The sequence below is a fragment of the Sphingorhabdus sp. genome, assembly GCF_044239045.1.
Classification (GTDB): domain Bacteria; phylum Pseudomonadota; class Alphaproteobacteria; order Sphingomonadales; family Sphingomonadaceae; genus Sphingorhabdus_B.
Map to the genome: position 1 here is coordinate 54735 of NZ_JBIICD010000005.1, position 21744 is coordinate 76478.

Here is a 21744-nt window from a genome sequence, read left to right on the forward strand (position 1 = left end):
GCAACATGGATATCCGCGCCGCAGAAATTTCCAAGGTCATCAAGGACCAGATCGCCAATTTCGGCACCGAAGCTCAGGTTTCGGAAGTCGGCAGCGTATTGTCGGTTGGTGACGGTATCGCCCGTATTCACGGCCTCGACAATGTGCAGGCTGGTGAAATGGTCGAATTCGCCAATGGTATTCAGGGCATGGCGCTGAACCTGGAAGCGGACAATGTCGGCGTTGTTATCTTCGGTTCCGACAGTGAAATCCGTGAAGGCGACGTTGTAAAGCGTACTGGCACGATTGTGGACGTTCCTGTCGGCAAGGAATTGCTGGGCCGCGTTGTGGACGGTCTTGGTAACCCTATCGATGGCAAGGGCCCATTGAAAACCACGCAACGCAGCCGCGTTGAAGTAAAAGCGCCGGGCATCATCCCGCGCCAATCAGTTTCGGAGCCTGTGCAAACTGGCCTTAAGGCGCTTGACGCCCTCGTGCCCGTTGGCCGTGGCCAGCGCGAATTGATCATCGGCGACCGTCAGACAGGTAAGACCGCAGTCGCCATCGACACCTTCATCAACCAGAAGGAAGTCAACAAGGGCACCGACGAATCGAAGAAGCTTTACTGCATCTATGTCGCCGTCGGTCAGAAGCGTTCGACCGTTGCGCAGATCGTTCGTGCGCTCGAAGAGCAAGGCGCAATGGAATATTCCATCGTTGTCGCCGCAACCGCTTCCGAGCCTGCACCGCTGCAATATCTCGCGCCTTACACGGGTGTTGCGATGGGTGAATATTTCCGCGACAACGGCATGCACGCCGTCATCGTATATGACGATTTGTCGAAGCAAGCTGTGGCCTATCGCCAGATGTCCTTGCTGCTGCGTCGTCCTCCAGGTCGTGAAGCCTATCCTGGTGACGTTTTCTATCTGCACAGCCGCTTGTTGGAGCGCGCCGCGAAGATGTCCGACGCCAATGGCGGTGGTTCATTGACCGCATTGCCGATCATCGAAACACAGGCTGGTGACGTTTCGGCTTACATTCCAACCAACGTGATTTCGATCACCGACGGTCAGATCTTCTTAGAAACCGACCTGTTCTTCCAAGGTATCCGCCCTGCGATTAACGTGGGTCTGTCGGTTAGCCGCGTGGGTTCGGCAGCACAGACAAAGGCAATGAAGAAGGTGTCGGGCTCGATTAAGCTTGAGCTTGCCCAATATCGCGAAATGGCTGCGTTCGCGCAGTTCGGTTCCGACCTTGATGCCTCAACGCAAAAGCTTTTGAACCGTGGCGCACGTTTGACCGAATTGTTGAAGCAGAAGCAATTCTCGCCGCTGCCGTTTGAAGAGCAAACTGCGTCGATCTTTGCGGGCACCAACGGTTATCTCGATGGCATTCCAGTTACCGATGTGACCCGCTACGAAGAATCGATGCTTGCCGACTTGCGCGCCAACCATGCTGGTATCTTGAAGACCATTCGCGACAGCCGCGACTTCAGCGACGACAGCAAAAAGGCTCTGATGGCAGCTCTCGACAAGTTCACGAAGAATTTCGCTTAACAATCACCCGTCATGCTGAATTTGTTTCAGCATTTTATTTAAGACCCTGAAATGAAATGACCGACGGTCAAACAAGTTCAGGGTGACGGCAAAGGGAAGAATAGATGGCGTCTCTTAAGGCCCTCAAAATGCGGATCAACTCGGTCAAGTCGACCCAGAAGATCACCAAGGCGATGAAAATGGTCGCCGCTGCGAAGCTGCGTCGGGCGACCGAAGCGGCAGAAGCATCGCGTCCTTATGCCGAGCGGCTTGAGGCAGTGGTGTCAAGCATCGCGTCCAAGGTCTCTGTTGGCCCGCAATCGCCAAAATTGCTTGCAGGCTCTGGCAAGAGCGACGTGCATTTGTTCGTTGTCGCAACCAGCGACAAGGGCCTTGCCGGCGCGTTCAACACCAACATCGTCCGTCTCGCCCGCCGTCAGGCAGAAGCGTTGAAGGCTGAGGGCAAGACCGTCAAATTTTATACCATAGGAAAGAAGGGCCGCGATCAGCTGAGCCGGACTTTCCGTGGCGATATCATCCACAGCATTGAACCAGGTGACCTGGGCAAGCTGAGCTTTGCCGATGTGCAAACATGGGGCGAAGATCTGACCGCGCGCTTTGAAGCTGGCGAATTTGACGTCGCGCATCTGTTTTTCAGCAAATTTGTTACCGTGCTGACGCAAGAACCAACGCAGATCCAATTGATGCCCGTCGCGGTGACCGCTGGCGAAGGCGACGCTGTTGGCCTGTCGGCAACGGTCGAATATGAACCCGACGAAGAAGAAATTATCGCCGAATTGTTGCCGCGTAATGTGGCCGTTCAGTTGCTGCGCGCGAACCGCGAAAATGCGGCGTCGGAGCAAGGTTCAAAAATGACAGCTATGGATAATGCGACGCGCAACGCGGGTGACATGATCAACAAGCTGACCATTCAATATAACCGCACGCGTCAGGCGGCGATTACCACCGAACTTATCGAAATTATTGCGGGCGCCGAAGCGCTCTAACGACATCCAAAGGCAAGGAAGAAACACATGGCTACCGCCCCTAAAAAGACCGCCGCTCCAAAGGCTGCTGCTGCCCCTAAGGCTAAAGCGCCCGCACGCAAGGCCCCTGCCCCTAAGGCGGGTTCCGGCCAGACCGCAACCAATGTCGTTGGCGCAACTGGCCGCATCAGCCAGATCATCGGCGCTGTTGTCGACGTAACTTTCACAGGCCAACTGCCATCGATTTTGTCGGCGCTTGAAACCGACAATAACGGCAACCGCTTGGTCCTCGAAGTCGCGCAGCATCTCGGCGAGAACACCGTCCGCACCATCGCCATGGACGCGACCGAAGGCTTGACCCGTGGTCAGCCTGTTCGCGACACCGGCGCGCAGATTTCGGTTCCAGTTGGCCCAATGACCCTTGGCCGCATCATGAACGTTATCGGCGAGCCCATCGACGAGCGCGGCCCCGTTGGCGCTGCAAAGTCCAACCCGATCCACGCAGAAGCGCCTTTGTTCACCGACCAGTCGACAGAGGCAGAAATTCTCGTCACCGGTATTAAGGTTATCGATCTTCTCGCACCATATGCAAAGGGCGGCAAAATCGGTCTGTTCGGCGGCGCGGGCGTTGGCAAAACCGTTCTTATTCAAGAACTGATCAACAACATCGCAAAGGGCCATGGCGGCGTTTCGGTGTTTGCTGGCGTGGGTGAGCGTACCCGCGAAGGTAACGATCTCTATCACGAATTCCTCGACGCTGGCGTTATCGCCAAGGACGCCGACGGCAACCCAACCCCAGACGGTTCAAAGGTTGCGTTGGTCTTCGGTCAAATGAACGAGCCTCCCGGTGCCCGTGCCCGTGTGGCTTTGTCGGGTCTGACCATGGCGGAATATTTCCGCGATGAAGAAGGCCAGGACGTTCTGTTCTTCGTCGACAACATCTTCCGCTTCACACAGGCCGGTTCCGAAGTGTCCGCACTTTTGGGCCGTATTCCTTCGGCTGTGGGTTATCAGCCAACATTGGCAACTGACATGGGTCAGTTGCAAGAGCGTATTACCTCGACCACAAAGGGTTCGATTACCTCGGTTCAGGCCATTTACGTTCCCGCAGATGACTTGACCGACCCTGCGCCAGCCACGTCATTTGCCCACTTGGATGCAACGACCACGTTGAACCGCGCCATTTCGGAGCTTGGCATTTATCCAGCCGTTGACCCGCTGGACTCGGTCAGCCGCGTTTTGACGCCAGCGGTTGTCGGCCAAGAGCATTATGACACCGCCCGCCGCGTTCAAGAAACGCTGCAAAAGTATAAGTCGCTGCAAGACATCATCGCGATTTTGGGCATGGACGAATTGTCGGAAGACGACAAATTGACCGTGACCCGCGCACGTAAGATCCAGCGTTTCTTGTCACAGCCTTTCCATGTTGCGGAAGTCTTCACCGGCATCTCCGGCAAGTTCGTCCAGGTCGAAGACACCGTGAAGTCGTTTAAGGCGGTCGTCGATGGCGAATATGACCATCTTCCAGAAGCCGCTTTCTACATGGTCGGCGGGATCGAAGAAGCGGTTGCAAAGGCAGCCAAAATGGCTGCGGAAGCGGCGTAAGCCATTATGCCGCTGCACTTCGAACTCGTAACCCCTGAGAAGCTCTATCGCTCGGACGACGTCTATATGGTCGTCGTTCCGGGTACTGAGGGCGATTTCGGCGTGTTGGAGGGCCATAGCCCGATGATGAGCACGTTGCGCAACGACGCGGCGCTGGAGATTTATAAGTCGCAAGGTGCAACGCCGGAGCGTCTGATGATCGCAGGTGGTTTTGCCGAAGTAAACGCAGCCGGCCTCACTGTATTAGCAGAACGCGTCGAAGCTTAACCTTCGCGCGTTTGCGGCGCTTTTTTAAAGCGCCTCATCGCCCCAGATACGAGACCTTTCGATATAGCCGTACCGACCATTGGTTTCAAAACGGCAATATCCCTTTTCGCATTCGTCAATGACTCCGACAACGCCGGGTTCAACGCGCCATGAAATATGCGCATTGGCTTGCGGCGAGTCCCGCAATGTGCCGATGCCTTTACCAATAACAATGGCTGTCTGCGTGGGGCTTAACAGCCGAACGTGCAGCCAGCCTTGGTCACCATCAGGGTCTTGGACCTTGCGCCAGACGCTGTGGACCGCGACTACCTTCACCGGCAAATTCTGCCTTTTGTAAACCCATGTAACTGGAAACTCAGTGCTGGGCCCTGTGCGCATGCGGGCTTCAGGCTTCTCAATAGACGCCCAATAAGGCGGCGTGCGCTGCGTCTGTGCTGTGGCAGATGCCGCACCCAAAAGCGCGAGCACCAAGGCACCGAACCACACTATCGATTTGTTCTGATGAGCCATATTCTTTACCATCGTTTTCATCTTATACGGCAAGCGTTGCGACGAGCGCAACCATCCTGTCTTGACCTAGCCGCGAATTCCGCTTTAGTCAGCCTATGCCAGAACTTAGCCGCATCGAACGTCCGTCCATCCGCGTCACACGCAGCTTGCTGCCTGCGGTTGAAAAACGCATGGCGGAGTTGTTCGACGCAAAATTCAATGCCGACGACACCCCATTAAGCCGTGACGCATTGGTGGCTGCCATGGCCGATTGCGACGTGCTTGTGCCAACGGTCACCGACAGTATCGATGCAGATATCATCGCCGCCGCCCCGCTGCGGCTCAAACTCATCGCCAGCTATGGCGCGGGTGTGAACCATATCAATTTGGCCGCTGCGAAGGCGAAAGGCATCATGGTCACGAACACACCCGGCGTGTTCACGAACGATACTGCCGACCTGACGATGGCTCTCATCCTCAACGTCCCTCGCCGCCTTGGCGAAGGACATCGTTCTATGCGCAACGGCGAATGGCGCGGCTGGAGCCCCACTGGGATGCTCGGCCACCGGATTGGCGGCAAGACTTTGGGTATCATAGGACTTGGCCGGATTGGTGAAGCCGTGGCAATGCGGGCTAAGGCTTTTGGCCTGAACATCATCTACAATAAACGCCACCGCTTGCCCGCGAGCGTCGAGGATGAGCTGGGCATCATTTTCGAGCCTGACATTGACCGGCTCGTGGCGCGGTCGGACATTATCAGCCTGCATTGCCCGTTAACGGCAGAAACCGACAAGATCATCAACGCCGACCGCATCGCGCAGATGAAAGCGGATGCCTATATCATCAATAGCTCGCGTGGGGAGTTGATCGACGAGGACGCGTTGATTGACGCGTTGGAAACGGGTCGTATCGCCGGTGCCGGGTTGGACGTCTATACGCATGAGCCAGCGGTAGATTCGCGACTGTTTAACATTCCCAATGTTGTGTTGCTTCCCCATTTGGGCAGCGCAACCTTTGAGGGCAGAGAAGCCTCGGGCGAACGCGTCATTACCAATATCCGCATGTGGGCAGACGGACATAGACCGCCCGATCAAGTCCTTGAAGGCTGGCAATAAACGGGGGTAGATGCCAAGCATTCTTGCCCCCTTTGCCGCAAGGCTATGCGCGCAACCTCCACATTCAGTAACCGCAAAATGGCGTCAGTCACCCGTTAAAAGTCGATCCATCAACTGCTGCACTGTTGGGACAAAGCCGTTCGAATAAAACGGGTCTTTCCCGAACAAATAAGCGCTGTGTCCGGCAAACATCAGATTTTCATCAATGGGTGCGCCATGCGCGATGTTCTGCAGCGCCTTTTGAATACAAAAGCTGCGCGGGTCGGCAAGGCGGCCAGTGGAGTTATTGTCATGGTCCTTCCATGAGGAAAAGCCGCAATGCGACAAGCATCCCATGCAGTCCTTTTGATCCTTCCGGATAACTTCCCCCGATGACGGTGTTACAAACACAAGCGAGTTGTCGGGCGTTTTCAGCGCAACGGTAAACCCGCGCGCATCCCATTCACGTGCTTTCATCAGGTCGGCTTGGGTAACCCAGAAATTCTTACCCTTCACCCCGACATCCAATTGCGCTGTGTGTTCCGCGTCGGCGGCCTGCACAAAGGGAATCTGACGTTCCGAACGGGCTTGAAGCTCCAAAAGAAACGGATTGATCACCGCGCTGGAGTAAAAGCCCGTGGGCGAAAATTGATGCAGCAAAACGCCGTCTTCCGGAATTTTCGTAAGCGCGTCTTTCCAACCCGCTGGAATTGGGCTTTCTTGTGTCAGCAGTGGGCGTGTACCCAATTGGAACGCAATCTGACCCAATTCGGGATTATCAATCCAGTCGTTCCAGTCGCGCAAGAACCAGACGCCGCCTGCCATAACGATCGGCACGTCATCCGAAATGCCTTCAACGCGCATGACATCGCGCAAGGCTTTTACGCGGGGATAAGGGTCTTCAGGGCTGCGCGGGTCTTCGGCATTGGACAAACCATTGTGTCCACCTGCAAGCCATGGATCTTCATAGACAACCGCACCGAGCCATTCAGGCACTTTGTGATAGGCACGTTTCCACAAAGCGCGGAAAGCACGGGCGGAGCTGACGATGGGCAGATAATAGACGCCATATTGGGCAGCGATTTCGGAAAGCTTGTACGGCATGCCCGCGCCGCAGGTGACGCCCGTGACCATACCTTTGGTCGCTTCAAGGATGCCATGCAAGATGCGCTGGGCACCGCCCATTTCCCAAAGCACGTTGATGTTAATCGCGCCGCGCCCATTCGACATTTCATGCGCAAGCTTCACCTGCGCAATGCCGCCACGAATGCCATATTCGACGAGTTCCTCATGCCGCTCGGCACGCGTTTTACCCAAGAATACTTGCGGGATCATGTCACCATTTTCATCATAGCTGTCGGCATTTACCGCCGAGACTGTGCCGATGCCGCCGGCCGCAGCCCACGCGCCAGAACTTGCATGATTGGTGGCCGCAACGCCCTTACCGCCTTCGACCAATGGCCATACTTCACGGCCACCATAGATAATGGGTTTTAGACCCTTGAACACAAATACTACCCCCAAAAATCTTGCTTAAAGCACCGTGTAGCGCGCTTCTAACGGTCGGCGCTATCGCAAATGTTCAGCTTTGTCGCGCAAAATCGGCACGTTTCATGGCAGAGCCATAAAGCTGTCGATAGCGTGCAAACATCGTGTCCTCATCATATTGAGAACAGGCCAAAATACGGTTTGCAGCAGCCAATGTTGCACGAAGCGCCGCATCTTTTGCCAAGCTAGCGATAGCCGAAGCCAGCGCGTCCTCATCATCGCGTGCAACGATAAATGGCCGGTTCTCCCGCGACACGATAGTACGCACATCGCCCACATCCGTAGACACAATGGGCAGCGCGCTGGTCATCGCTTCAACCAATGAAATGGGATATTGTTCGCTATCCGACGACAAAGCAAAAATGTCGAACAGCCGAATGTAGCGGGCTGGGTCACGCAAATATCCAGGCATCATGACGCGGTCAGCGATACCGAGCCGTGCAGCCTCTGATATGATGACGTCGCGGTCTGGCCCGTCACCGACAATTGCAAGCCGGATATTCGCATCCACCGCCGCAACCGCGCGCAATAGCCGGGGTAAATTCTTGACGCTGCGCAAGTCGGCAATCGTACCAACGACAATTTCTCCATCCCGTTTCTGGAAACCCGGGAAAGACCCACGCTGCGGACGGCGGTTATAATGTACGGTATCAATTCCGTTAGGAAAACGCGCGATTTTCTCCAGCGGCTGATGCCAAACGCTACGCGCAATCTGCTCGAGCGATTTGGATGGCACGACAAGCGTGTCCGACCGTTGCAACGCAATGGTGCGGAACCAATTGCGGTGCCACTTGAGCTTATCAACTTCATCCTGCTCAAATCCGTCCTCATGATGGATCAACGGCGGCAATTTCATGCTGCGCGTAAACAAGGTATGCGCCATGACCCCGTCCATCGCGCCAAAATTATAACTCAGCACGAGATGAAATTTCTGCATATAGGTCGCCAAACGGCGATAGCGGCCCATGCCTGGCATTCCGGTGAGCGCAGGCGCTGCGTCTTTGGGAAAGCTGACCTTCACCCGACGGTCTAAGGCGTCCGCCGCACCAAAGGCATTGCGAGCAGCAGACAAAACCGTATGTTCGGCTTGCCCGCCAAAATGGTTCATTAAGCGAACAGTGCGCGATTGCTGATCACCTAAATCAAAGCTGCTATGCAAATGCAGGATGCGAACCGCCGCCATACTTGCCTTTCTCTTTTGCACCGCCCAGATGCTTTAGGGTCAGGAGCTATTAAATCCACCTTCGCGGCGTCAAAATGGCAAAGATATCGAAGTGAAATGTCCGCCGCAGGCAGTCATTCTGCCTGCAAAGGCATTTTGCTTTGAGATCGAAGCCATTTTGGCGTCCTTCGGATTTGACCCATTTTGTCCATTGCCACGTTGGCAAGCTTGGACTTAGAACCACTAAGCCCGGCGCTTACCGCCTTGCACTGAACAAAATGGCCTCAAACCGCGAAGATGGATTTAATAGCTCCTGACCCTAGATGAATATGAAACCCTTCCCTTCCCCCTACCGCGCAGATCCACAAATCGCCAGTCTTGGTGTGAAAATTGGTGACGCCGTCCGGCCTGCAAACTTTCCGAAGACAATTTTGCGCTTTCGTAATGATCGTTGGGCGGCGACAGTCGGCCTCGCGGACTATGACAACGCCGCATGGGTCCGCCACTTTGGCCGCTTTGAACCGCTGCCTGACAACATGCCGGAGCCGCTGGCTTTGCGCTATCATGGGCACCAGTTTCGCGCGTATAATCCCAACATTGGCGATGGTCGTGGCTTCTTGTTTGCCCAGATGCGGGATGGCGATGGTCGCCTGCTGGATCTAGCAACCAAGGGGTCGGGCACCACGCCTCATAGCCGCCGTGGCGACGGCCGCTTGACGCTAAAAGGAGGCGTGCGCGAGATATTAGCCACGGAGATGCTGGAGGCTTTGGGCGTCAACACTTCGAAGACATTTTCGATCATTGAAACCGGCGAAGAATTGATCCGCGGCGATGAACCGTCCCCCACAAGGTCGGCGGTGATGGTCCGGTTAAGCCATAGCCATATCCGTATTGGCAGTTTCCAGCGTGTCGCCGCTGAAGGCGACGCCGAATTCATGCAGCAACTCATCGCTTATTGCCTAACCCAGCTTTATGATGTTGCCCCGACGGAAAATCCTGCGGCCCAGTTGCTTGGGCTGGCGGTGGAACGGGTCGCTGACCTTGCCGCATCTTATATGGTCGCGGGCTTTGTCCATGGCGTGCTGAATACGGACAATATCAATATCACCGGCGAAAGCTTTGATTATGGGCCTTGGCGCTTCACCGAATATTGGGACCCGCAATTCACGGCGGCTTATTTCGATGAATCCGGCCTTTACGCGTTCGGCAGACAGGCCGAAGCACTGCATTGGAATTTGGGGCAGTTGGCGGTGGCGCTGCGCCTATTATCGGACGCGCCGCCGTTGATCGCGGCGCTCGAGCGTTTCCCGGACCTGTATCAGCAGGCGGTCATCCGGCGTTTTCTCTGGCGCTTGGGCGTTGCATCGCGCGGAGAGGAACTGGACAGGCAATTGGTCGAAGCCGCAGAACGCACCATGTCGCGGGAGAAAATTGCAATCGATCAATTCTTCTATCTTTATCGCCATGGCAACGCGGACGCGGGCGAAACTTCCGGCGAATATCAGTTGGCCTTTGCCACTTTGCTGCGTGATTATGCGGCAATCGAAGGAGACCGCCACGATTATTGGACCAATGGCGCGATTTGTTCGATGTTGATCCACGAGGTAGAAGATATCTGGCAGGCCATATCCGAAAGCGACGACTGGGAACCGCTACAGCGCAAAATCTATGCAATTCGCGAGATGGGGCAAGCCCATCTTACACAAAGCTGATGGCCGCAGGGTAATGGGCTAAAGTTCTTCTAGCCCATGGCCAACTTATCCTGATTTGATGCTGGCGGCGCCAATGCCCATCATGGCAGGATGAATAAAGCATGTGTGTATTTGGTGGGCGCAGGTCCGGGTGACCCAGAACTACTGACGGTCAAGGCTGTCCGGTTGATTTCGAGCGCGGACGTTGTGGTGCATGACGGCCTTGTGGATGACGCGATTATGGCGCTCATCAACCCCGCCGCACGCCTAATTTCCGTTGCTAAAAGCCGCTCACGCCATTCGGTGCCGCAAGACGGTATCAACGACATACTCATCCGCGAGGCGCTTGCTGGCCATATGGTCGTGCGGTTAAAAGGCGGCGATCCGTTCATCTTTGGGCGCGGCGGCGAAGAGGCCGAGGCCGTCCGTGATGCAGGCATCGATGTGGAGGTTGTCCCAGGTATCTCTGCCGCGATGGGCGGGGCAGCAGCGACAATGTTGCCGCTAACCCATCGTGATGCCGCCAGCGCCGTGACCTTCGTCGCGGGTCAGTGCAAGGGTCTGACCGACCAGAATTGGGCGGGCCTAGCAGGTAAAGACCGCACATTGGTTATTTACATGGGCATCGCAACTGCGGCGGACATTACCGAAAAGCTTATTAGCGATGGCCTATCACCCGACACGCCTGTCGCAGTATTGGAGCGCGCCACACGGCCCGATGCCCGCGCCATGCGCACGATTTTAACAGATCTTGGCGATATGATCGCACGCGAAGGCGTTGTTTCGCCAGCAATCATAATCGTCGGCGATGTCGTCCTGAAATCCGATGCCGAAGACCGGCTGTTCCATTTTGCCAAGCAGGCGGAGAAAATTGCGTGAAATTACTAACGGGAAATGATTTGGCGTCTGGCGCCGTAACATGGTGGACGGGCAATGGCTGGTCCATCCATGTCGAAGATGCCGCCGATGTTGGCGAACATGGCGAGGCGATACTTCACGCCGAAGAAGGCGCGCGCCGCGTCAACGCGCCCTACATCATTGACGCGCTGCCAACTGAAGATGGCCCACGCCCCGCACATATTAAGGACCGTATTCGCGCGCTTGGGCCAACCGTCCGCACTGATCTCACACTCAAGCCTGCCGATCCTACGGCTGGCGACTGGATAATCTGACATGTATAAATATGACAATTATGACCAAGCCATGGTTGACGCACGGGTCGCCGAGTTCCGTGACCAAATTAATCGCCGTATTGCAGGCGAAATTACCGAGGATCAGTTCAAACCCCTGCGGTTGATGAACGGCCTCTATCTTCAATTGCACGCCTATATGCTGCGCGTTGCCATTCCTTATGGCACGCTCGATTCACGGCAAATGCGTATGCTGGCGCATATCGCACGCAAATATGACCGCGATTACGGCCATTTCACCACGCGCCAGAATATCCAGTATAACTGGATCAAGCTGGAGGACTGTGCCGATATTCTAGAAGAGCTGGCCACCGTCGAAATGCATGCCATTCAGACGAGCGGCAATTGCATCCGTAACATTTCGTCCGACCAATATGCGGGCGCTGCAGCTGATGAGGTCACCGACCCGCGTCCTTGGGCCGAATTGCTGCGCCAATGGTCAACCTTCCATCCGGAATTCAGCTATCTGCCCCGCAAGTTCAAGATCGCTGTAATTGCGTCGTCTGAGGACCGCGCAGCCATGCGCCTGCACGACATCGGGCTGGAACTTGTTCGTAAAGATGGCGAACTGGGCGCGCGGGTTTTTGTTGGCGGCGGCATGGGCCGCACACCGATGATCGCGCCTGAAATCAACCCATTCGTCAAAGCGGACGACCTGTTGAGCTATTTGGAGGCCTGTCTACGCGTCTACAACCGCTACGGACGGCGCGACAATATGTACAAAGCGCGGATTAAGATCCTGATCCATGAAATCGGCGCGGATGAATATCGTCGTCAGGTCGCAGAAGAATTTGCGCATGTCAAAACCTTGGGTATCGACCCGCCTTTGGCAGAGTTGGAACGCATCAGCGCCTTTTTTGCGCCGCCTGCTTATAATGCCGCAAATGTCGAACCGGACCGCAATGATCCTGATTTTGCCGTGTGGCTCGATCAGAATGTAAAGCCACATAAGCAAGCGGGCTATGCCATCGTCAATATTAGCTTGAAGCCTATTGGCGGCATTCCGGGTGACGCGACATCAAAGCAGATTGACGTCATGGCGGACCTTGCCGAAAAATACAGCTTTGACGAATTACGCGTCACCCATGCACAGAATATCGTCCTGCCATATGTGGCAAAGCGCGATCTCTATGCCGTATGGCAGGCTTTGCGTGATGCCGAATTGGCCGACGCCAATCTTGACCTGATCAGCGATATCATCGCCTGCCCCGGCCTTGATTATTGCAGCCTTGCCAACGCCCGTTCAATCCCTGTCGCGCAGAAAATTGCGACGCGTTTTGCCGACATGGACCGGCAACGCGATTTAGGCGAGCTGAAGCTTAAAATTTCAGGCTGCATCAACGCCTGCGGACATCATCATGCCGGGCATATCGGCATATTGGGCGTCGATAAAAAAGGCGTGGAAAATTACCAGCTAACCTTTGGTGGATCTGGCGCCGAAGACGTCAGCATCGGCAAGATTATTGGCCCCGGCTTTGACGAAGATGGCGTGGTCGATGCGGTGGAAAAGGCGACCGAGGTCTATAAGGCATTGCGGAAGGGCGATGAACGTTTCGTCGACACCTATCGCCGTGTCGGCCTCGAACCTTTTAAGGAGGCGATTTATGGTTGAGTTTCGTTATCGCACCGATGAAGTCACGGAACAGCCGTCAGTGACGCTGGATGCGTTTCTGGATCAGTCCAACGCAACCGCCGTCCGTCTGGAACCGGATGATGATGCACGCGCATTAATCCCTTTCCTTGACCGGCTGACCCTGATCGAAGTGGCCTTTCCCAAATTTCGCGATGGCAGGGGCTATAGCGCCGCACGCATATTGCGGGAGGCCGGGTATCAGGGGGAATTGCGCGCGCAAGGCGATGTGCTGGTCGACCAGATTGCGTATATGCGCCGTTGCGGCTTTGACAGTTTCGCGCCCGAAGCCTCGTTAAACCCCGATGCTGTGGCACGTGCGCTCGCTTATTATGACCATGCATATCAAGGGGCCGCCGATAGCGCCGTGCCTATTTGGAAGCTACGGCATGGCTAATAAGGTCCGCATCGCAGATCGTATCCACACCGCCCCGCGTTATACAGACGGCGATGCTGTCCGCCTGAATAATATGTTCCGGGGCCGCGATACGATTGAGATGCTGACCATCTTGTTGCGCGAAAATATGTTGGGCGATGCGGCCGTGGTCTCTAGCTTCGGCGCCGAGAGCGCGGTCTTGCTGCACCTCATTGCAAGCATCGATCCGACGATACCCGTCTTGTTCTTGGAAACGGGCAAGCATTTCCCTGAGACTATAACCTATCGGGAAGAGCTCCGGTCCAAGCTCGGCCTGTTGGATTTACGCATCCTGACACCTGACCCCAAATTGCTCCAGCAAAAAGACGAAACAGGGCTGCGTTGGTCCTATGACCCCGATGGCTGCTGCGAAATCCGCAAAGTGCTGCCGCTCAATGCCGCTTTGGCGAGCTTTGATGCCCAATTTACGGGGCGCAAAGCGTTCCAGTCATCTACCCGCCGCGCACTGCCCCAGTTTGAAATCGAAAATGGCCGTTTGAAAGTCAATCCGCTCGCCGATTGGGACCAAGCCAAAATCGACGCCTATATGGCCGCGCATGCCTTGCCAGCGCATCCCTTGGTAGAGCTTGGCTATCCATCCATCGGTTGTTCGCCCTGCACCACCAAAGTTGCGCCAGGCGAAGACCCGCGCTCGGGCCGATGGAAGGGCTGGGACAAGATGGAATGTGGGATACACAATGCTGTGACGCCAATTGGCGATGGTTCCGACGACCCTATTTTTTGACGAGCGACCCCATTGGCTTGCGTTTCTCTAAACGCGGCACGCCAATCTTGTATCAATCCCGACTAAAAAAATACGCCTGAACATCGGCTGCAATGCGCGCAGGCCGCTGCGTTTTTGCATCAATGCAGCACCAGCTGGACTTTACCTCTGCAAGAACGTCCTCGCCACGCTTGATCACCGTATCGTAAAATGACCGGGCCCCTTGCACTTTTTCAAGCACAACTGATGCGATCACTTCATCATTGAGGAATGCCGGCCTGCGATATGTAATCTCATGCTTGAGCGCGACCCAAAGATATTTCGCCGCTGTCTCCGGCGGGGCAAGCTTGTTCCAATGCGCTAGGACGGCATCTTGCACCCAATTCAAGTAGCGCGCGTTGTTCACATGCCCCATGAAATCAATGTCCGAAGGCAGCACGCCAATGCGGTGAAGATGAAGGAGAGCAGTTGTCATGAGACTTTCATCATAAACGGTAAGAAACGGCGATACTGCTGTATTGCGGCAAAACCATGAATAAATGCTGACGATAATGGATAATGGTAAAGATTTTATACATCTGCGAAAACTGTTTGGTGCTGACATGAACTTGCAACGCTCGATCCTTAATCCCACATGACCAATATGCACCCCTCGAAGCGAAAAAACTGGATCGAAACGCCTGCCTATCGCTTGTCGATGGTCATTTTGGGTTGGGCGCTGATCGTTGCGGCACCACTTGTCAGCTGGCTTCCGGGTCCAGGCGGACTAATGCTGTTTATCATCGGGCTCGGCGTGATCCTAAAACATTCGCGTTGGGCAAAGAAGCGATATTCCAGGCTTTCAAAGCAACATCCCGAATATGCCCGTTGGGCAAATTGGGCACTGCGGCGCAACAAGGTCACAGGGCGCCCGCCCTTTCCCGATGTCAAACGCGACATCATGCACCTGTTCCGGCGCGACGACTTTGACATGAAAATGCCCTGACCCGTGTTGACTTTTCGCCATGCTGACCGTATCGGCCACTGCAACAGAAAAGGTCGCTGCGCAGATTCGGCGACCATTTTCATTTCAAGACGCAAAAAATTTAAGGATTACAGTCATGAAGCGCACTTTTCAGCCGAGCAATCTCGTGCGTGCCCGTCGCCACGGTTTTCGTCTTCGTATGTCAACCGCCGCTGGCCGCAATATCCTGAACGCACGTCGCGCACGCGGCCGCAAGAAGCTGTCGGCTTAATTACCGAGCAGGCGGACCGCGACATGCGCGGTTACAGCATCATCAAAAAAAGGTCAGATTTTCTGGCTGCCAACCGGGGGAAGCGATATGCAACTCCCGGTTTTGTTTTGCTTGTGAAAGACAGGCAGGATGAAAGCACCGACATTCGCTTGGGCATTACCATTACCAAGAAGGTCGGCAACGCGGTGGTCCGCAACCGCATGCGCCGACGCTTTCGCGCGCTCGCGCAGGAAATGCTCGGGCAAAATGGCCAACCCGGCGCTGACCATATCCTGATTGGCCGTGACACTGGGATCGAACGGGACTTTGGCGCATTGCGCAGCGATATGATCAAGGCGTTGGGCAAATTATGCGGCTGACGAACAATAACCCAATTCTCCTCAACGACTTGCGATGGGGAGATAGCCCATGATCGCAAAGCTCTTCATTCTGGTCGCACGGGCCTGGCAGATCGGCCCATCGCGTATTTTGCCGCCGACCTGCAGATATAGCCCAAGCTGTTCGGCATATGCGATTAGTGCGCTGCAAAAATATGGCGCAATTAAGGGTGGCTGGCTGGCCATCAAACGGCTATTGCGCTGCCAACCTTGGGGTGGGCACGGATATGATCCCGTGCCATGATGCTCCATTTACGGATTAACGGGGAATTTTAGACGTGGACGATAAACGCAACCTGATATTTGCAGTATTGCTGACGGGTCTCATCCTGTTCGGTTGGCCCTATGTCGCCAGCTATTTCTTCCCGACACCAGCGCCAGTCGCCAGCACAGCGGCATCTTCCGCGACGCCAGCAGGCAGCGCAACGTCCGATATTCAAGTCGAAGCCGCTCCTGCCAAGGTTCAGGCTGTTCCGCTCGCTAACGCGCTTCAGTCGTCCGCGCGCATCATGGTCGAAACGCCAAAGCTGAAAGGTTCGATCAATCTTGAGGGCGCGAAAATCGACGACCTCGTGTTGTTGACCCACCGTACCGAGTTAGCCAAGGATTCGGCGCCCGTTCGCCTTTTTGCGCCGTCTGGTACCCAAAATGCTTATTTCGCCCGCTTCGGTTGGGCCGGCAGTGGCATCATAGCGCCAGACGACAAGACCGTGTGGACACCCAGCGGCAACAAGCTGACGCCGTCCACGCCCGTGACCTTAAGCTGGACCAATGCGCAAAGTCAGAAGTTTGAAATTGCGCTGTCGATTGATGAGAATTTCATGATCACGGCAAAGCAGCGTTTCACCAATGGTAGCACGGCGCCTGCCGAAATAGCTAACTTCGCGTTGCTCAGCCGCACCGGCAAGCCCGCCGACGCGACCTCAGGTGGCTCGATATTCACGCATATCCATATCGGCCCTATGGGCGTTTTTGATGACCAACCCAATTATGATTGGGGCTATGTCGATGTCGCAGAAAATAAGGGTGAAGCAGCCTTCACCAGCACCGGCGGCTGGCTTGGTTTTACCGACAAATATTGGCTGGGCGCGCTGATTCCAGATCAGAAAACACCGGTATCGGCGAAGTTCCGCGCAAGCGGCGACGTCTATCAAGCGCAAGTCATCCCAACGCGTTACAATAATGTCGCCGCTGGAGCCACATATGACAGCAGCTCACGCCTATTTGCTGGCGCCAAGGAAATGGCTGTCCTCAACGCTTATTCCCAAGATTTGGGCATTCCTTATTTGGACTATGCCATTGACTGGGGCTGGTTCTGGTTCATCGCTATTCCGTTCTTCTGGATCCTCCACTGGCTGTTTGGCGTATTCGGCAATTTTGGTGTCGCCATCATTGGCCTGACCATCATTGTCCGTTTGTTCATGTATCCGGTCGCACAAAAGCAATTTGCGTCTATGGCGCAGATGCGTGCGGTGCAACCCAAGCTCAAGGCGCTTCAAGACCGCTGGAAAGACGACAAGCCGCGCCTGCAGCAAGAAATGATGCAGCTCTATAAGGAAGAAAAAGTAAACCCGCTCGCGGGCTGCCTTCCGATCTTGCTACAAATTCCGATCTTCTTCGCGCTTTACAAGATTTTGCTGCTGTCGATTGAAATGCGTCATCAGCCCTTTGTCTTGTGGTTGAAGGATTTGTCTGCACCGGACCCGTTGACGCCCATAAACCTGTTTGGATTACTGCCGTTCGATCCGCCATCTTTCATCGCCATTGGCATATTGCCGATCTTGCTGGGCGTGACGATGTGGCTGATGCAGCGCCTGAATCCGCAACCCATGGACGAAGTGCAAAAGCAGGTCTTTGCCGTCATGCCTTGGTTCCTGATGTTCATCATGGCACCATTTGCCGCTGGTCTTCAGTTGTATTGGGTGATGTCCAACCTCGTGTCGATTGCCCAACAAAAATGGCTGTATTCGCGCCACCCCATTTTGCGCGAGCAAATGGCCCGTGAAGCCCAAGAAAAGGCGCAGGCGAAAGCGAATGCCAAGGCGTGACCGAGACGACGACTAAAATCTTTTCAGGTCCCATCAGCTTCCTGAAATCCGCGCCAAAGCTCGAATTTCTGCCCGAACCAACGGTGCCGGAAATCGCGTTTGCGGGTCGGTCGAATGTCGGCAAGTCGAGCCTGATCAACGCGCTCGTTAACCGTAACAATCTGGCGCGTGCATCGAATACGCCGGGTCGCACACAGGAATTGAACTTCTTTGATGTGGGCGACCCTGCGGCATTTCGTATCGTCGATATGCCGGGCTATGGGTACGCTAAGGCCCCCATCAAGACAGTGCAGCAATGGCGTTACCTGATTAACGATTATTTGCGCGGCCGCGTGGTGTTAAAACGTGTGTTTGTCCTTATCGACAGCCGCCACGGCATTAAAGAGGTCGACCATGACATCATGTCGATGCTCGATAGCGCAGCCATCAGCTACCGTATTGTGCTGACCAAGACCGACAAGACCAAGGCGAGCGACTTAGCCGCGGTCGAAACCGACACGATGGCAAAACTGCGCAAGCATGTTGCGGCGTATCCTGACCTGTCGGTGACCTCCGCTGAAAAGCGCGGCGGGATTGAAGATCTGCGGGCTGCCGTATTGGAAGCTGTGGCGTCGTAAAAAGTGCTTAGGCTATCCGCCTCTGCCCTCTCGACAGAAAAGCAAACAACGGCCATGTAAGGTCGCATGTCCTTGAAACTGATCATTGGAAACAAAGCCTATTCAAGCTGGTCGCTGCGCGGCTGGCTGGCGGCGAAACAATCCGGCCTGCATTTTGAAGAGATCCTTGTTCCGTTGTTTGACCAGGACTGGGAACAGCGCAAGCGTCAGGCAGATCTTGCGCCATCGTCGGGCAAGGTGCCGACCTTGTGGGATGGAGAGGCGGTGGTCTGGGACAGCCTCGCGATCATAGATTATCTCGCCGACAAGGTCGGGCGCGACCGTTATTGGCCGAAGGATCATGTCGCGCGCGGACTGGCGCGTTCGATGGTGGCGGAAATGCATTCCGGCTATCTGTCCTTGCGCCGCGAATGCCCCATGAACACACGCAGGACTGTTACCAACGTGAAGCTGTCCGACGAAACAAACGCTGACGCGCTCCGCATTTTGCAAAACTGGGCAGAGGCGCGTTCGCGCTTTGGCCAATATGGACCCTATCTGTTTGGTACTTTCAGCGCGGCCGACATCATGTTCGCGCCAGTGGTCACGCGCTTTGTGACCTATGGCTTCACCCTGCCCGGCTTTGCCCAAGCCTATGCAGACGCCATCATGGCACATCCGTGGATGGAACAATGGTATGCCGCCGCTGCGCAAGAGCCATGGACGATAGAACGGATCGAACGCGCTTTTACTTAAGGAAGGCACTCAAGACAGAATCGTCATCCCGAACTTGTTTCGGGATGACAAACCACGTTGCGCGTTATCCTGAAACAAGTTCAGGATGACGATGGGTTAAATGGAGACGATGCGTTAAATGGTGACGATGGTTGGATCGGCGACGATGGTTTCATTTATCGGGACATGCCTGTTTGCAACCGCCTAGCCGCATTGTGCGCGGTGCAGCAGCTTCTGATCCGCCAGCACCAGCGCCATCATCGCCGCGACCACGGGTGCGCCCCTTATGCCTACGCACGGGTCGTGGCGGCCCTTGGTGACTATGTCCGTGGCGGTCCCGTCGCTTGTGACGGTTTCAACTGGCGTAAGGATGGAAGATGTCGGCTTAAATGCAACACGCACCATCACCGGCTGCCCTGTGGAAATGCCACCCGCGATACCGCCTGCATTATTCGCTAGAAATTCGGGATGGTTTGATCCCTCGCTGGCGGGTCGCATCCGGTCGGCATTTTCTTCGCCGCGCAAACGCGCTGCGCCAAAGCCTGCGCCAATCTCCACACCTTTGACGGCATTTATACTCATCATCGCCGACGCCAGCTCGCTGTCGAGCTTGGCATAAAGCGGTGCGCCCCAACCGGGAGGGACGCCCGTGGCAACACATTCAATGACTGCGCCAAGCGAGGATCCCGCCTTGCGCGCTTCATCGACCAATTTTTCCCAGCGCCCCGCCGCCGCTTCATCAGGGCAGAAAAACGGGTTTTTATCAATTTGTGATGCTTCGAAATTATCGCGATTAATCGCATCACCACCGATTTCGGCGACATAGGCCATGATTTCGACATCCGGAATGACGGCGCGGGCAACTGCGCCTGCCGCCACGCGCGCGGCGGTTTCGCGGGCACTGGACCGGCCACCGCCGCGATAGTCGCGAAAGCCATATTTGGCGTCATAGCTGTAATCGGCATGGCCGGGTCGATAGGCCTTAGCAACGTCGGAATAATCTTTGGACCTTTGGTCGACATTTTCGATCATCAGCGAAATCGGCGTACCTGTCGTGCGGCCTTCAAATACGCCCGACAATATCCGCACGGCATCGGGTTCCTGCCGCTGCGTTGTAAAGCGCGAGGTGCCGGGACGCCTTTGGTCCAAAAATGGCTGAATATCCGCCTCAGACAAAGCAAGGCCTGGAGGGCACCCATCCACCAAAGCGCCAAGCGCCGGACCATGGGATTCGCCCCATGTCGAAAAACGGAACACGCGGCCAAAGGTATTAAAGCTCATTTGCTGTTTCCGTTTTCTTCAATTGTCCCGACCGATAGCGAACTTGCTCCTTGCCGATCCATGTCCGGATTGCACGAAAAATGATCAGCGCGATGGCGACACCTATCACACGGGCGGCGTGGGGATGGCCGTAGGTCGTGCCGATACGTCCTGCCCATACAAATGCGCCAATGATGCCTATAAAGCCTGCCATTGAAACAAAGGCGTCCAACAACGGCGGCAGCCCCTCCCAATAGCGACGCGCGTGCCAATAGCCATGCGCGCCAACGAGCACAGCACATCCTGCCAGAAGAAGAACTAGCGCGTCGCTATGCCCCGCGAACATCAGAGTGTGCTAATATCAGGAGCATCCTCCTGTTTCATGCCGACGGTGTGATAGCCTGCGTCAACATGGTGGGTTTCGCCCGTTACCCCTGCCGCGAGATCGGACAGGAAGTAGAGCGCCGAGGAGCCGACATCATCAATCGTCACATTGCGGCGCAGCGGTGTGTTCAGCTCATTCCATTTCAATATATAGCGGAAATCGCCAATGCCTGATGCCGCCAGCGTCTTGATCGGGCCCGCCGAAATGGCGTTCACGCGAATGCCCTGCGGCCCAACGTCATTGGCCAGATATTTGACCGAAGTTTCCAACGCAGCCTTTGCCACGCCCATGACGTTATAATGCGGCATAACCTTTTCCGCGCCATAATAGCTCAATGTCAGCATGGACCCGCCACCTTCGCCGGTTTCGGGATCAAGCGGCTTCATCATCGCTGCGGCACGCTTGGCAACGGCGGTAAAGCTGTAGACGCTGACATTCATGGTCAACAAAAAGTCTTCTAAGCCGACATCATAATATTTGCCGCGCAACGCCTCTTTATTGGTGAAACCAATGGCGTGCACGACGAAGTCGATGGTTGGCCATTTTTCCGCCAGCGTTTCAAACGCGCGGTCGAGATTGGCCATATCCGCGACATCGCAGTCGATCAGAAAATCACAACCCAACTGCGCCGCCAAGGGCCGCACGCGCTTTTCCATAACTTCGCCCTGATAGCTAAAGGCCAATTCGGCACCTTCGGCATGCAAGCGCTTTGCGATACCCCATGCGAGCGACTTGTCATTGGCAAGCCCCATAATCAGTCCGCGTTTACCAGCCATCAATCCGGTCATAATAT

At 55.4% G+C, this 21744-nt stretch carries 25 protein-coding genes; 18 read left to right on the plus strand and 7 right to left on the minus strand.

Annotated features, from left to right (window positions below; all coding sequences use genetic code 11):
• Positions 1 to 5 precede the first annotated feature (5 nt).
• The 4 genes from atpA to ACILP4_RS03155 all read left to right on the plus strand — a co-directional run bounded on the left by atpA (position 6) and on the right by ACILP4_RS03155 (position 4372).
• On the plus strand, positions 6 to 1535 hold the full coding sequence (atpA, locus tag ACILP4_RS03140) for a F0F1 ATP synthase subunit alpha (RefSeq protein WP_395619292.1): 1530 nt from the start codon (positions 6 to 8) through the stop codon (positions 1533 to 1535).
• Positions 1536 to 1639: 104 nt separating this feature from the next.
• Complete coding sequence (locus tag ACILP4_RS03145) at positions 1640 to 2521, plus strand: F0F1 ATP synthase subunit gamma (protein ID WP_395619293.1); 882 nt, start codon at positions 1640 to 1642, stop codon at positions 2519 to 2521.
• A 27-nt stretch (positions 2522 to 2548) separates the two neighbouring features.
• On the plus strand, positions 2549 to 4105 hold the full coding sequence (atpD, locus tag ACILP4_RS03150) for a F0F1 ATP synthase subunit beta (RefSeq protein WP_395619294.1): 1557 nt from the start codon (positions 2549 to 2551) through the stop codon (positions 4103 to 4105).
• A gap of 6 nt (positions 4106 to 4111) precedes the next feature.
• Positions 4112 to 4372, plus strand: coding sequence for an ATP synthase F1 subunit epsilon (locus ACILP4_RS03155; RefSeq protein WP_395619295.1), 261 nt, complete (start codon positions 4112 to 4114; stop codon positions 4370 to 4372).
• Positions 4373 to 4396: 24 nt separating this feature from the next.
• On the opposite strand, the gene ACILP4_RS03160 is transcribed toward ACILP4_RS03155, so the two are convergent.
• Positions 4397 to 4882, minus strand: coding sequence for an SH3 domain-containing protein (locus tag ACILP4_RS03160; RefSeq protein WP_395619296.1), 486 nt, complete (start codon positions 4880 to 4882; stop codon positions 4397 to 4399).
• A 95-nt stretch (positions 4883 to 4977) separates the two neighbouring features.
• On the opposite strand from ACILP4_RS03160, the gene ACILP4_RS03165 reads away from it, so the two are divergent.
• Positions 4978 to 5976, plus strand: a complete 999-nt coding sequence (locus tag ACILP4_RS03165; protein WP_395619297.1) for a 2-hydroxyacid dehydrogenase — start codon at positions 4978 to 4980, stop codon at positions 5974 to 5976.
• Between the two features lie 84 nt (positions 5977 to 6060).
• Here ACILP4_RS03165 and ACILP4_RS03170 read toward each other — a convergent pair whose 3' ends face one another.
• Positions 6061 to 7464, minus strand: coding sequence for an NAD(P)H-dependent flavin oxidoreductase (locus ACILP4_RS03170; RefSeq protein WP_395619360.1), 1404 nt, complete (start codon positions 7462 to 7464; stop codon positions 6061 to 6063).
• Positions 7465 to 7537: 73 nt separating this feature from the next.
• The gene (locus ACILP4_RS03175) at positions 7538 to 8686 is read right to left on the minus strand and encodes a glycosyltransferase (protein ID WP_395619298.1); all 1149 of its coding nucleotides are present in this window, start codon (positions 8684 to 8686) and stop codon (positions 7538 to 7540) included.
• A 302-nt stretch (positions 8687 to 8988) separates the two neighbouring features.
• Here ACILP4_RS03175 and ACILP4_RS03180 point away from each other — a divergent pair, with 302 nt between their 5' ends.
• The 6 genes from ACILP4_RS03180 to ACILP4_RS03205 all read left to right on the plus strand — a co-directional run bounded on the left by ACILP4_RS03180 (position 8989) and on the right by ACILP4_RS03205 (position 14336).
• On the plus strand, positions 8989 to 10377 hold the full coding sequence (locus ACILP4_RS03180) for a protein adenylyltransferase SelO family protein (protein ID WP_395619299.1): 1389 nt from the start codon (positions 8989 to 8991) through the stop codon (positions 10375 to 10377).
• Positions 10378 to 10467: 90 nt separating this feature from the next.
• The gene (cobA, locus tag ACILP4_RS03185) at positions 10468 to 11235 is read left to right on the plus strand and encodes a uroporphyrinogen-III C-methyltransferase (RefSeq protein ID WP_395619300.1); all 768 of its coding nucleotides are present in this window, start codon (positions 10468 to 10470) and stop codon (positions 11233 to 11235) included.
• Positions 11232 to 11528 (plus strand): DUF2849 domain-containing protein, encoded by a 297-nt coding sequence (locus tag ACILP4_RS03190; protein WP_395619301.1) that lies wholly within the window; start codon positions 11232 to 11234, stop codon positions 11526 to 11528. Before cobA ends, ACILP4_RS03190 begins: the two co-directional genes overlap by 4 nt.
• A 1-nt stretch (position 11529) precedes the next feature.
• Positions 11530 to 13158: a nitrite/sulfite reductase gene (locus tag ACILP4_RS03195; RefSeq protein ID WP_395619302.1), complete on the plus strand. Its 1629-nt coding sequence runs from the start codon at positions 11530 to 11532 to the stop codon at positions 13156 to 13158.
• The gene (locus ACILP4_RS03200; RefSeq protein ID WP_395619303.1) at positions 13151 to 13573 is read left to right on the plus strand and encodes a DUF934 domain-containing protein; all 423 of its coding nucleotides are present in this window, start codon (positions 13151 to 13153) and stop codon (positions 13571 to 13573) included. The genes ACILP4_RS03195 and ACILP4_RS03200 overlap by 8 nt, the downstream gene beginning before the upstream one ends.
• Entirely contained in the window at positions 13566 to 14336 is a 771-nt protein-coding gene (locus ACILP4_RS03205) for a phosphoadenylyl-sulfate reductase (protein ID WP_395619304.1), read from the plus strand. The genes ACILP4_RS03200 and ACILP4_RS03205 overlap by 8 nt, the downstream gene beginning before the upstream one ends.
• A gap of 52 nt (positions 14337 to 14388) precedes the next feature.
• Here the strand turns inward: ACILP4_RS03205 and ACILP4_RS03210 are convergent, their stop codons facing one another.
• Complete coding sequence (locus tag ACILP4_RS03210) at positions 14389 to 14790, minus strand: acyl-CoA thioesterase (protein ID WP_395619361.1); 402 nt, start codon at positions 14788 to 14790, stop codon at positions 14389 to 14391.
• 168 nt (positions 14791 to 14958) lie between these two features.
• Here ACILP4_RS03210 and ACILP4_RS03215 point away from each other — a divergent pair, with 168 nt between their 5' ends.
• The 7 genes from ACILP4_RS03215 to ACILP4_RS03245 all read left to right on the plus strand — a co-directional run bounded on the left by ACILP4_RS03215 (position 14959) and on the right by ACILP4_RS03245 (position 19327).
• Positions 14959 to 15300 carry a PGPGW domain-containing protein gene (locus ACILP4_RS03215; protein WP_395619305.1) on the plus strand — a complete coding sequence of 114 codons (342 nt, stop codon included), beginning with the start codon at positions 14959 to 14961 and terminating at the stop codon, positions 15298 to 15300.
• A gap of 115 nt (positions 15301 to 15415) precedes the next feature.
• Complete coding sequence (gene rpmH / locus ACILP4_RS03220; RefSeq protein WP_125230634.1) at positions 15416 to 15550, plus strand: 50S ribosomal protein L34; 135 nt, start codon at positions 15416 to 15418, stop codon at positions 15548 to 15550.
• 23 nt (positions 15551 to 15573) lie between these two features.
• On the plus strand, positions 15574 to 15909 hold the full coding sequence (rnpA, locus tag ACILP4_RS03225; RefSeq protein WP_395619306.1) for a ribonuclease P protein component: 336 nt from the start codon (positions 15574 to 15576) through the stop codon (positions 15907 to 15909).
• A 49-nt stretch (positions 15910 to 15958) separates the two neighbouring features.
• Entirely contained in the window at positions 15959 to 16171 is a 213-nt protein-coding gene (yidD, locus tag ACILP4_RS03230; protein ID WP_395619307.1) for a membrane protein insertion efficiency factor YidD, read from the plus strand.
• Positions 16172 to 16205: 34 nt separating this feature from the next.
• Positions 16206 to 17975, plus strand: a complete 1770-nt coding sequence (gene yidC / locus ACILP4_RS03235) for a membrane protein insertase YidC (protein ID WP_395619308.1) — start codon at positions 16206 to 16208, stop codon at positions 17973 to 17975.
• On the plus strand, positions 17972 to 18592 hold the full coding sequence (gene yihA, locus ACILP4_RS03240) for a ribosome biogenesis GTP-binding protein YihA/YsxC (protein WP_395619309.1): 621 nt from the start codon (positions 17972 to 17974) through the stop codon (positions 18590 to 18592). The genes yidC and yihA overlap by 4 nt, the downstream gene beginning before the upstream one ends.
• A 72-nt stretch (positions 18593 to 18664) precedes the next feature.
• On the plus strand, positions 18665 to 19327 hold the full coding sequence (locus ACILP4_RS03245; RefSeq protein ID WP_395619310.1) for a glutathione S-transferase family protein: 663 nt from the start codon (positions 18665 to 18667) through the stop codon (positions 19325 to 19327).
• Positions 19328 to 19510: 183 nt separating this feature from the next.
• On the opposite strand, the gene aroC is transcribed toward ACILP4_RS03245, so the two are convergent.
• The 3 genes from aroC to fabI are packed head-to-tail and all read right to left on the minus strand — an operon-like array spanning position 19511 to position 21739.
• Positions 19511 to 20587 carry a chorismate synthase gene (aroC, locus tag ACILP4_RS03250; RefSeq protein WP_395619311.1) on the minus strand — a complete coding sequence of 359 codons (1077 nt, stop codon included), beginning with the start codon at positions 20585 to 20587 and terminating at the stop codon, positions 19511 to 19513.
• Positions 20577 to 20912, minus strand: coding sequence for a hypothetical protein (locus ACILP4_RS03255; protein ID WP_395619312.1), 336 nt, complete (start codon positions 20910 to 20912; stop codon positions 20577 to 20579). The genes aroC and ACILP4_RS03255 overlap by 11 nt, the downstream gene beginning before the upstream one ends.
• Positions 20912 to 21739: an enoyl-ACP reductase FabI gene (gene fabI / locus ACILP4_RS03260; RefSeq protein ID WP_395619313.1), complete on the minus strand. Its 828-nt coding sequence runs from the start codon at positions 21737 to 21739 to the stop codon at positions 20912 to 20914. Before fabI ends, ACILP4_RS03255 begins: the two co-directional genes overlap by 1 nt.
• Between the last annotated feature and the right edge of the window lie 5 nt (positions 21740 to 21744).

What these genes read in the sequence shown, in the direction of transcription:
- atpA (WP_395619292.1), top strand. Translation starts at nt 6, where the DNA reads ATGGATATCCGCGCCGCAGAAATTTCCAAGGTCATCAAGGACCAGATC.
- ACILP4_RS03145 (WP_395619293.1), top strand. Translation starts at nt 1,640, where the DNA reads ATGGCGTCTCTTAAGGCCCTCAAAATGCGGATCAACTCGGTCAAGTCG.
- atpD (WP_395619294.1), top strand. Translation starts at nt 2,549, where the DNA reads ATGGCTACCGCCCCTAAAAAGACCGCCGCTCCAAAGGCTGCTGCTGCC.
- ACILP4_RS03155 (WP_395619295.1), top strand. Translation starts at nt 4,112, where the DNA reads ATGCCGCTGCACTTCGAACTCGTAACCCCTGAGAAGCTCTATCGCTCG.
- ACILP4_RS03160 (WP_395619296.1), bottom strand. Translation starts at nt 4,882, where the DNA reads ATGGCTCATCAGAACAAATCGATAGTGTGGTTCGGTGCCTTGGTGCTC.
- ACILP4_RS03165 (WP_395619297.1), top strand. Translation starts at nt 4,978, where the DNA reads ATGCCAGAACTTAGCCGCATCGAACGTCCGTCCATCCGCGTCACACGC.
- ACILP4_RS03175 (WP_395619298.1), bottom strand. Translation starts at nt 8,686, where the DNA reads ATGGCGGCGGTTCGCATCCTGCATTTGCATAGCAGCTTTGATTTAGGT.
- ACILP4_RS03180 (WP_395619299.1), top strand. Translation starts at nt 8,989, where the DNA reads ATGAATATGAAACCCTTCCCTTCCCCCTACCGCGCAGATCCACAAATC.
- cobA (WP_395619300.1), top strand. Translation starts at nt 10,468, where the DNA reads ATGAATAAAGCATGTGTGTATTTGGTGGGCGCAGGTCCGGGTGACCCA.
- ACILP4_RS03195 (WP_395619302.1), top strand. Translation starts at nt 11,530, where the DNA reads ATGTATAAATATGACAATTATGACCAAGCCATGGTTGACGCACGGGTC.
- ACILP4_RS03200 (WP_395619303.1), top strand. Translation starts at nt 13,151, where the DNA reads ATGGTTGAGTTTCGTTATCGCACCGATGAAGTCACGGAACAGCCGTCA.
- ACILP4_RS03205 (WP_395619304.1), top strand. Translation starts at nt 13,566, where the DNA reads ATGGCTAATAAGGTCCGCATCGCAGATCGTATCCACACCGCCCCGCGT.
- ACILP4_RS03210 (WP_395619361.1), bottom strand. Translation starts at nt 14,790, where the DNA reads ATGACAACTGCTCTCCTTCATCTTCACCGCATTGGCGTGCTGCCTTCG.
- ACILP4_RS03215 (WP_395619305.1), top strand. Translation starts at nt 14,959, where the DNA reads ATGCACCCCTCGAAGCGAAAAAACTGGATCGAAACGCCTGCCTATCGC.
- rpmH (WP_125230634.1), top strand. Translation starts at nt 15,416, where the DNA reads ATGAAGCGCACTTTTCAGCCGAGCAATCTCGTGCGTGCCCGTCGCCAC.
- rnpA (WP_395619306.1), top strand. Translation starts at nt 15,574, where the DNA reads ATGCGCGGTTACAGCATCATCAAAAAAAGGTCAGATTTTCTGGCTGCC.
- yidD (WP_395619307.1), top strand. Translation starts at nt 15,959, where the DNA reads ATGATCGCAAAGCTCTTCATTCTGGTCGCACGGGCCTGGCAGATCGGC.
- aroC (WP_395619311.1), bottom strand. Translation starts at nt 20,587, where the DNA reads ATGAGCTTTAATACCTTTGGCCGCGTGTTCCGTTTTTCGACATGGGGC.
- ACILP4_RS03255 (WP_395619312.1), bottom strand. Translation starts at nt 20,912, where the DNA reads ATGTTCGCGGGGCATAGCGACGCGCTAGTTCTTCTTCTGGCAGGATGT.
- fabI (WP_395619313.1), bottom strand. Translation starts at nt 21,739, where the DNA reads ATGACCGGATTGATGGCTGGTAAACGCGGACTGATTATGGGGCTTGCC.